The 10507-nt window shown below is 50.4% G+C and carries 5 protein-coding genes; all 5 read left to right on the top strand.

The genetic code is table 11. The features are described from left to right. Positions 1-22: 22 nt before the first annotated feature. The 5 genes from Q0Z70_RS08885 (at position 23) to Q0Z70_RS08905 (ending at position 10236) form a co-directional block, all read left to right on the top strand. The gene (locus tag Q0Z70_RS08885) at positions 23-3223 is read left to right on the top strand and encodes a TonB-dependent receptor (protein ID WP_298073732.1); all 3201 of its coding nucleotides are present in this window, start codon (positions 23-25) and stop codon (positions 3221-3223) included. 20 nt (positions 3224-3243) lie between these two features. After that, complete coding sequence (locus Q0Z70_RS08890; RefSeq protein WP_298073733.1) at positions 3244-5148, top strand: RagB/SusD family nutrient uptake outer membrane protein; 1905 nt, start codon at positions 3244-3246, stop codon at positions 5146-5148. 33 nt (positions 5149-5181) lie between these two features. Further along, positions 5182-6549 carry a DUF1735 domain-containing protein gene (locus tag Q0Z70_RS08895; RefSeq protein WP_298073734.1) on the top strand — a complete coding sequence of 456 codons (1368 nt, stop codon included), beginning with the start codon at positions 5182-5184 and terminating at the stop codon, positions 6547-6549. Positions 6550-6767: 218 nt separating this feature from the next. Beyond that, entirely contained in the window at positions 6768-9644 is a 2877-nt protein-coding gene (locus Q0Z70_RS08900) for a M60 family metallopeptidase (protein ID WP_298073735.1), read from the top strand. Positions 9645-9762: 118 nt separating this feature from the next. Continuing rightward, entirely contained in the window at positions 9763-10236 is a 474-nt protein-coding gene (locus Q0Z70_RS08905) for an HU family DNA-binding protein (protein ID WP_298073736.1), read from the top strand. Positions 10237-10507: the final 271 nt, after the last annotated feature.

A 10507-nucleotide genomic window follows, 5' to 3' on the forward strand; every position in this document is an offset into this window, starting at 1 on the left:
TTAAACCTTACAAATCAACAATGTGCAAATGAATCTATTTTTTTGCAGAAAAGAGCAGTGCATAAAATGCATTGTCCTATCATTGCTATTATCTCCAAGTACACTTTTCGCACTTCCTGAAAACGGAACAGGTACAAGCGAAACAGTCACAACAATTCTGCAACAGCAAAAGCAGACAATTACAGGAACCATTCTCACCGGAGACACCAAAGAACCGGCCATTGGTGCTACTGTTTATTTAAAGAACAGTACAACAGGAACGGTCACGGACGTCAACGGTAAATACTCCATTACCGTAGAAGGGATAGGCGGAGTATTGGAATTCTCTTACATCGGCTATAAGAAACAAGAAGTAGCCATAACAGGACAACAGACGATTGATATTGTACTACAACCGGACACCGAAGTCCTTGAAGAAGTAGTCGTAGTAGGTTATGGAAGCCAAAAGAAAGAAAGCGTCGTCGGCGCCATCTCTACATTGGACGTTACCAAACTGACCGTTCCCGGCTCGTCCATTTCGAGTGCATTGGCCGGCCAACTCTCAGGTATTGTTGCCATGAGCCGTTCCGGTGAACCGGGTAAAAACAGTGCGGCAGACTTCTATATCCGAGGCGTATCTTCTTTCAAAGGAACCTCCACACCTCTTGTATTAGTCGACGGCATCGAACGCGATTTGGATTTGGTCGATACAGAAGACATCGCTTCCTTCTCCATTCTGAAAGACGCCTCCGCATCGGCTGTATATGGTGTACGAGGCGCCAACGGTGTAATCCTTATCACGACCAAAAAGGGAGCTGTCGGAAAACCGCAAGTCAATGTACGCACAGAGTTCGGTTTCACCCAGCCGACCAAACGGCCGAAAATGTTAGGTTCTGCAGAATGGGCCGAATTATATAACGAAGCCTACAGCAGCCAATACTATTCGCCCGAAGACATCGAAAAATACAGGACGAATGCCGATCCCGATCTCTATCCCAATGTCAATTGGTTCGATGCCCTGTTCGATGATATGGCAGCCAACCAGCGTGTCAATCTGAATATCACAGGCGGTAGCGACATTGTCAAGTATTACGTATCCGGTGCTTTCTATAATGAAAGTTCGATTTACAAGAATGCAGGCAATATTTACGGATACAACCCGTCCATCCGCTACAACAAATTCAACTTCAGAGCAAACGTCGATTTGAACCTTACCAAAAGCACCATCGTGAATTTCAATCTGGCCAACATCTATGAGAAATCATTCGGACCGGGACATGCAGACAGCGATGGTGAGATTTGGGGATACACATTTATGACTTCTCCCAACGCCTTCCCGACACAATATTCCGACGGCACCTTGGCAGGCCCCTCCTCAGACTCCGGTTATAACCCCTGGAACATGCTGGTGCACTCAGGATATCGTGAGCAATTCTGGAACTCAGCCCAATCACTTATCGGCGTAACCCAAGACATCGGTGCACTTTGGGAGCCGTTAAAAGGTCTGAGCGCAAACATCAAATTCTCCTGGGACGCATGGAACACAACTATCCAACGCCGTAGCAAGGAAGAAAGTTTTTATCATGCACGCGGCCGTGCAGAAGACGGCAGTCTGATTTATGACGACAACAACGGCGACGGTATCTGGGATCCGGTGCGCACAGGAAATGGAAGTTTGAATTTCGGTATCGGACGTGCTGGTACGATGACCCGCTATCTGGAAGGCTCTTTGACCTACAACCGGGTGTTCAATGACGTCCACCGCGTGGGAGCCCTGTTTCTGTATAACCAGAAAATTCATACCAATACCCAGGCCGGCAGCGGTGACGCCGCACTGCCATACAAGAATCAGGGTCTGGCAGGCCGTGTAACCTATGCATTCAAAGATACCTATTTCGCAGAAGTCAATTTGGGTTACAACGGTTCCGAGAATTTTGCCCGAGGACACCGTTTCGGCTTCTTCCCCGCCGTAGCCATCGGCTGGATGATGTCAAACGAAAAATGGTTCCAGCCGGTAACCAAGGTTATCGACATGCTGAAATTGAAAGCATCCTATGGTAAAGTAGGTAACGACGATATAGGCGGACAAAGAAGATGGGTATATGAATCGTCCATCGTAGGCGGCGGCAGTTGGAATTACGGTAACAACGGACAAAATGGCGGCGGCGGTATCCGTGTCGGCGAAGTCAAAAACCTGAATGCCTCATGGGAAGAAGCATTGAAAATAAACGCAGGTATTGAGTTTTCGTTATTCAACAAGGTACGTGTACAGGCCGACTACTTCCGTGAAGAACGCAGCGGCATCTTCCTGCAACGTGCCGGACTGCCTGCCATCGTAGGTATTTCCACCATTCCCTATGTAAACATCGGAGAGACCTTGAATCAAGGTTTTGATGCCACCGTGGAATATTCCCACCAGGTAAACAAAGACTTAATGTTGACCGCACGAGGGAACTTCACCTTCAACAGAAACGAACTGCTGAACAACGACGAACCCGACTGGGAATACAAATACCAGAACCGCATCGGGAAGCCTTTCGGCAGCGGCGGTTCTATGCAACCGTTTGCCTTAGTAGCGCTCGGCCTGTTTGAAAGCCAGGAAGAAATCGACAACAGTCCTGTTCAAACCTTTGGCGAATACCGTGTAGGTGACATCAAATACCAGGACATCAACGGTGACGGCAAAATCGACAGCCAAGACCAGGTGGCAGTCGGTTATACCAACCTGCCGGAAATCACCTACGGTTTCGGCGGCACGGCGCAATACAAGAACTGGGACTTCAACATCTTCTTCCAAGGAGTGGCACGCACCAGTTTCTTCCTGGGAGGTTCTTCCATCCGCTCACCGTTCTCATCAAGCAACATGGAACGTGCTTCTCTCAATGAAGACCTGTACGGCAACGTATGGATGTCAGACAATACGCCCGAACAAAATGCCAATGTCACCTATCCGCGTCTCAGCATGGGTAGTGGCGGAGCCGGTGCTTCCAACAACAGTCAGGCATCCACCTGGTGGCTGCGGGACGCTTCGTTCCTCCGCCTGAAGAGCGTGGAAATCGGATACACCTTACCGAAATCACTGTTGCAAAAGAGCTTTATCAAGAGCGTGAGATTCTATGCCGCAGGCAGCAACCTCTTACAGTTCAGTCCCTTCAAGCTGTGGGATCCGGAAAAAGGCTCATCAGACGGTTCGGGCTATCCGCTCAACCGGATGTTCTCCATCGGATTTAACGCTAATTTCTAAACCTTGTAACAAAAAGACTTATGAAGATTACATTCAAATCATTCTATATGTTATGCTTCGCAGCAAGCACCCTGACACTTGCTTCCTGCGAAGACTTCCTGGACAGACAAGAAGATGAAAAGCTCACTTTCGAGAAAATCTGGGAAAACCGGAATACGACCAAGCAATATTGGTTGAATGCCATGTCATTTCTGCCCAACTTTGATGATAATTATATAGGTGACTCGGAACCTTATCTGGGAGCATCAGACGAATGTTCCATTGCTTACGACCGTGCTTACCGATACATCAATTTCGGTTCGTGGAACGCAACAACTGTCCCCTATTATAAAATGGAGAGCTATTATCAAGGCATCCGCGAATGCAACATTCTGATGCAGAACGTTTACAAGTGCAACGACCCGCTGGTTAGCCAAAGAGACCTCGACCTGTATTATTGGCAAGCCCGTTTTGCCCGCGCCTATTACTATTTTCGGATGATGTGCGATTACGGCCCTGTATTCCTGTTAGGAGACGAACCGCTTGACTTTACAGCCTCTACGGAAGCACTCTACCGCCCGCGCAACACGTGGGAACAATGTGTAGACTACGTAGTCAACGAAATGACAGAGTGCGCCAACAGCAGCGCAATCCAGTCGTCCTACGAAGAACTGGAATGGGGACTGGCCACCAAAGGAACCTGCCAGGCCGTTATTTCAAGACTGCTGCTGTACTCGGCACGCGACCTGTTCAACGGCAACACCCTCTATCGCAACATGAAGAACCCTGCAACCGAGGAATTCCCCGAACTGTCGGGTGCCGAACTGTTCCCCCAGCAATACGACGCCTCCAAATGGTTGAAAGCCGCAGAAGCTGCCAAAGTTTTGTTGGACAATCCCCAATACGAACTGTATCGCGCAGGCAACGGCAATCCTTATGAAGATTACGCAGGCATTACCAATGTAAACTGGAACAACGAACTCATCTGGTCACGCTACAATAACCGCTTCTATTGGGGAGTAGGTACTGTACCGACGGGTGTAGCAGGTACAGCCTATGGCGCGATAGGCCCGACGCAGCAGCAAGTGGATGCCTACGCCATGTCCAACGGCCGCTACCCGATTACCGGATACGATGCCGACGGAAATCCCATTGCAGACCGCCAATCCGGCTATGACACCGACACAGAATTGCAGCTGAGCACGTGGAGCTATCCGGCTACCGGTTGGAGCAAATTCGGTTACTTTGACATAACTGCTCCCAACATGTACAAAGACCGCGAACCGCGTTTTTATGTTACCGTATTCTTCGGCGGAAACTGGTGGCTACACAACGAACAGTCTACCATGATTTCCTTTGCCAAAGGAGGCAACGGCAACAAGAGCCACGACTATCCCAAGTCCGGTTATCTGCTCAACCGCTTCTACGATCATCGTTTGAGTTCGGCATCGGGCAACTGGGGCAACATCACGTTCCCCACATTCCGCCTTGGCGAAATGTACCTGAACTTCATCGAGTCCGTGCTGGAATGCAAGAAGCGGGGCGTCGCCCTTCCCGGAGGATATGAACAACTGGCTATGGACAAATGGGCAGACCTGCGCGATCGTGCCGGCTTAGATCCCATCACAGACGTCTATCCCAATGCAACCACTGACGAATTGATAGAGCTGTGCCGCAAGGAGCGCCGTGTCGAACTGGCCTTTGAACGTCATCGTTACTACGACACCCGTACCTGGAAGATTGCTACAGAAACCGACGGAGGCCCCATGTACGGCATGAATACCGAGTGTCCCCTTGAAGGTACCAACCCGCAAGATACCCCCGCAGGTTTCTGGAAACGTACCGTTTTTGAGACACGCGTATTTAAAGACAACCATTACCTGTATCCGTTCTCCCAACGCGAACTGGACCGTAACAAAATGTTGATACAAAACTACGGTTGGTAATATGGACACTAACAATCAAACAACGAATTCATTATGAAAAGAAACATATTATTTGCGCTTCTTGCCGCAGGGTGCCTGTTGACACATACCGCATGTGAGGACGGCAAGGACGAATACTTATCAGACTTCAGTACCATCCTCTGCTTCAGGAATAGCGGAGAGCTGCCGTTGACCGTCTACAAAACCGGAGAAAATACGGACTATTCCCTTATCGTAAACAAGTCCGGTTCCGCTCTGGGGACGACGGCATCAATCGAGGTCGACATCATGAGCGACGCAAGCCTTGCCGCATACAACACTTCGGAAGGCGTAAACTACAAGGCATTGCCGGGCACCTGCTATACCGTAGACAATACCTCGCTACAGTTTGGAGCCGCCGACATGTACAAGACCATAAACGTATCGCTGGTAGCCGAACAAATTGAACAATACGACGGAACAGACGCAACCTACGTCATCCCGTTCGAGCTTTACAGCGCTTCCGACTCCGTCAATGCACAAAAGCGGTATGCGTTCATTATTCCCAGCGTCCAGGTACTCACCGTAGGTTTCGAGAACACCGGATTTATTACTACGGACGACATCACGGGTGAGTCCGGGACGGAGACAATCACCCAATCCGTCCAGATGCCTGTTGTGAGCTTATGGGATCTGGACTGCGAAGTGGTGGCAGACGAGGACGTTCTGGACCAATACAATGCAGAAAACGGGAAAAACCTGCAAATGGCTGCGGAAGGTTCCTATACGATAGAGGTCACGCCCTTCCACAACGATTCCAGCGATGCGACCGTGACGATAACCTTGGACAAGTCCAAATTGTCATGGGGGCAGCAAGCCATCCCCTTGCGTATCAAAGGAACATCCAACTCCAGCATTCCTGCCGATGAAGACAAGTCGACTTGCATCATAGGGATTAACAAAACCATCCCGAGAAGTGAGTTGACCCAGATACCGCTCTCGCTCGATATGCTTTCGTCCAATGCTACAGTTGACTACGACGGAACGGGTCTGGCCGGATTGTTCGACGGCAGAGGATCCGGACTCCACTGGCATTCCGACTATTCAGGAACCATAATTGATGCTGTTTACGGACATTACATCGACTTCGAACTGCCCGCTCCGATCCATCATTTCGCCTACAATTTCTGGACGCGATTTGAGAATGCAAACGGTGCACCTATCAAAACAATCATTTATGCCGGAAACGACGGAAGCACCTGGAAAGAATTAGGTGAGGTGACTACCGAATTTACAAAGGGCGATGAAGAATACGATTCAAATGTATTCTCGTCCGATGATTCGTTTACCTATGTACGTTTCTCCGTGACCGAAAGCAAGGGAGGAAACGTATGTCAGGGAGGACACTGGAACTGCGGTGAAATGCAAATTTTTGGTAAATAACATTCTTCTAACCTTTTAGGGGCAGTATTCGAAAGAACTGCCCCTCCACTCACTACTATATATATCCGATTTACCAAAAAGAAAGAAAGGAGGGAAAACACATTTATTGTTTTGTCTCCTTTTTTTTCGCATAAAGTGAAGGATATTCCAAAATATTTTCTACCTTTGTGGCGGCTCGGCCTTATGTATATTATCAACCTTTTAAAAATAAAAACTCTATGAAAGTCGTATCACTACTGACAATCTGCTTGTGTACCGCATTATGGTTCACTTCGTGCAGCGATGACAACAACGATGCACCGGCTACTCCCCAGTTTTCCATCGAAGAAGACGATCTGCGACAGGACTTCGAACAAGGGGCGGCCTTCAGGGACATCAGAGTCAAAACAAATCTGGAAGCTTCGCAATGGAGCGTCAAATCCGACCAACCCTGGTGTCTGGTTTCGCAGGAGCGTTCCTCGTCCAGTTCAATCTTAATCAGCTTATTGGAAAACCAAGAGGTCGACGTCCGCTCGGCCAATGTAACCGTAAGCTCCAGCGTGAAAAACTACACTATCGAGGTGCGGCAGCTGGGCCTCGGACCGGCCATCCTTCTGAAGCGGGATGCGCAAACCGTGACGGCTGAAGGCGGCCCGCTGACCATCACCGTCACGTCCAATATCGAATATACGGTGACTACCTCGGAAGATGCAACGTGGCTGCATGCCGCGACGAAGACCCGCGCCTTGACAGATAAAGACTACGCCTATACCATAGACGCCAATCCTTCATACGAAGACCGCAGCACCACCATCACCTACACCGGAACCAAATATACGGAAACGACCGCTACCTACAAGGTAACTCAGGAATCCAAGAGTGCGCGTATAGAAGATATAATCGTGGAAGGAGACTTTAAAGTAAAGCCTACCGGCGGACATGCCAGCGAGTGCGAAGAGAGCCAGGGTCAGGGTATTGAAAACAGTTTCGACGGGAAGTTCGGCAATCAAGGAAAGCCATATCATTCCCGTTGGAATAACAGGACACAACTCCCCGTTACGCTGGAATATTACTTCGACAAAGAGGATCTCGATTACCTTATCTATTACTCAAGATACGGGAACGGCAATTTCGGAAAAGTCGACATCTATCTAACTACCGAAAGCGACCCCAACGAGCAACTGCTTGGAAACTATGACTTCAAGATGCAAGGGGCACCTACTAGGGTTCCTTTCGGCAAAACCTATTCCAAAGTAACCAAAGTGAAATTCGTGGTACAATCGGGTGCGGGAGGCTATGTCAGCTGCGACGAAATGGAATTTTACCGGAAGAACACGGAGAAAAGCCTCGACAAGCAGCTGCTGACCGTATTTACCGACCTTACATGTACCAAGCTGAAATCCGAAGTGACCGACGAGCAAATGAACGCCCTGCCCGGCTACTTCGCCAAACTTGCCTTCATGCTGCGCAACAATACCTATGATGAGTGGGAAAAAGAGTTTCGTATCCAGTCTTACGAGGCCTACAGCAACGTGGAAGAATGGGCCGAAAGGCTGATGACCAAGAAATACAGCAACCTGGACAACCCGACCGGCATCTACGTAGAACCCGGTGACTCCGTGGTTATCCTCGTGGGCGACACGCACGGTAATTCCCTCTCCGTCCAGTGCATCGGGGAAGAACAGACCGGCTCCGGGGCGGATGCCTACGTACAGACAGCCGCCAGCGGAGAGACACGCTTCCTGCAAGAAGGCGTCAACAAGGTAGGGTTCACGCAGAAGGGCATGCTCTTCATCATGTACACCGCCGACCTGACCAACCCCAACTCGAAGCCCATTACCATACACATCGGGCCGGACAGCGGAAAAGTAAGCGGCTTCTTCGACCTGAAGACCCATAAGACGAACGATAAATACGAGGAACTCATCGGGAAAGCTACCTATAAGTACTTCTGCGTGCGCGGCGAACGCATCATGTTCTTCTTCCACCGCGACCGGATGATACGCGCCGTGCCCAAAGACATCCTGTCGGCTATCGGCCTGTGGGACGAGATTATCCAATGGGAACAGGAGCTGATGGGCATCGACGACGTGCGCCCCTCGCAGGTGAACAACCACCTGTTTGCCATATCGCCCGAAGGCAGCTACATGTGGGCATCGGACTACCGAATCGGCTTCGTCTATACTTATTTGGACAACATCCTGCTGAGAGATAACGTTATGGCCAAGAAAGATAACGCCTGGGGGCCGGCGCACGAGATAGGACACATCCACCAGGCTGCCATCAACTGGCCAAGCTCCACCGAGTCGTCCAACAACCTTTTCTCCAACTACGTCCTCTACAAGTTGAAGAGGTATTGTTCGCGCGGAAGCGAGCTTAGCGCCTTGGCTACCGCCCGCTGCATAAACAACGAGGGATGGTGGAATATGGGAACGTCCACCCATCAGAACGAAGATACGGAGCTGCACATGCGTATGAACTGGCAGCTGTGGAACTATTACCACCGCTGCAAGCACAAGACGGACTTCTTCCAGACACTGTTCAAACGGCTGCGCGAAGACCGTATCGACGAAAAAGATCCGGGTGCGGCCCAGCTGAAGTTTGCCGTGAAGGCCAGCCAAGTAGCGAACGAGAACCTGACGGAGTTCTTCGAGATGTGGGGCTTCTTCGAGCCGGTGAACAACGAGACCATCGAGCAATACGGAAACTTCAAATATAATGTGACCCAGCAGATGATACAGAAGGCCAAGCAAGAAATGGCCAAGCTCCCCGACCCGAAACACGCCTTCTACTATTTGGAAGACCGCAAGGACAATGACGAAGGTATCGGGGACTACAAGGTAGGCGACGTAGGCTACTACACGCAGTTCGAAGGCGATGGACAGAAAATCACGAAGGATGTCAAGTACACCATATCGGGACAGCGTGTCGGCATTATCGACGGCAAGGAGGCTGTAGCCTTCGAATTAAGGCAAGGCTCGGAAAACGGAAAACTGCTCTTCTTCTCCAACTTCCTCAGTTTCGAGGTACCTTCGTCCATCAAGCTGAACAACAGCGGCGTAAAAATCTATGCCGTGCAGGCCGACGGAACACGAATAGAATGTAAGGCTAAATAACGGCCCCGCACCGCGAAGATATAAGGGGCCGTTTCGGAACGGCCCCGCTTCTTCATGTTGCCGGAAGAAGTAAAACAGGACGGCAGCTTATTAATAAACCATTTAAATTTAATGTGTTATGCCAATCTTAATTAAAGCGATTCCGAAAGTGAATCCGCACAAACCGTCTGAACCTCAGAAATGGTATGTAACGCAGGTCACCACCTCACAGGTGGATGAAACGCAAGTAGCAACCGAGTTGGCCGACGAGACCACGCTCAACCCTGCGGAGGCTATCATGGCCATCCGCCAGTTGCGCAAAATCCTGTTGCGCCGCCTGCTGAGCGGGGAAAGCGTGAAGCTGGGCAACTGGGGCAGTTTCAGCGTGGCTATCTCCAGCATGGGAGTGGACACGAAGGAGCAAGTCTCGGCCAGCAACATCAAGTCTGTCAACCTGACCTTCAGGCCCGACGAAGCGTTCAAAGCCGACCTGCAAAAGGCACAGTTCGCATGGGTGGACAAGCTGGCCAAAGGGCACGGCAACGACAGTGCCGGAACAGACGGCGGCGGTTCTTCGGATGGCGGCGACGACGAGGGAGGAAGTCCCCTCTGAGCCGGAGAATGACACAACGGCAGGCAGCCGGTACAGCCCATGACGGCGCCTGCCTTCCTAAGTTTACCCGCCCGACTGCACATCCGCAGCCGGGCGGGTATTTTTTTACAGCCCGGCATCTGCAAAATGAAAGATACGCATCTATGGGGAGTACAGATACGCATCTATGGGGAGCATAGATACGCATCTGTCAATCGGTAGATACGCATCTGTCAGTCGGTAGATACGCATCTGTCAGTCGGTAGATACGCATCTGTCAGTCGGTAGATAC

Origin of the sequence: uncultured Bacteroides sp. (assembly GCF_947632445.1) — a bacterium.
Classification (GTDB): Bacteria; Bacteroidota; Bacteroidia; order Bacteroidales; family Bacteroidaceae; genus Bacteroides.

Excerpts from the sequence above, each read along its gene's own strand:
- Q0Z70_RS08905 (WP_298073736.1), top strand. The coding sequence starts at position 9,763 with ATGCCAATCTTAATTAAAGCGATTCCGAAAGTGAATCCGCACAAACCG.
- Q0Z70_RS08900 (WP_298073735.1), top strand. The coding sequence starts at position 6,768 with ATGAAAGTCGTATCACTACTGACAATCTGCTTGTGTACCGCATTATGG.
- Q0Z70_RS08890 (WP_298073733.1), top strand. The coding sequence starts at position 3,244 with ATGAAGATTACATTCAAATCATTCTATATGTTATGCTTCGCAGCAAGC.
- Q0Z70_RS08895 (WP_298073734.1), top strand. The coding sequence starts at position 5,182 with ATGAAAAGAAACATATTATTTGCGCTTCTTGCCGCAGGGTGCCTGTTG.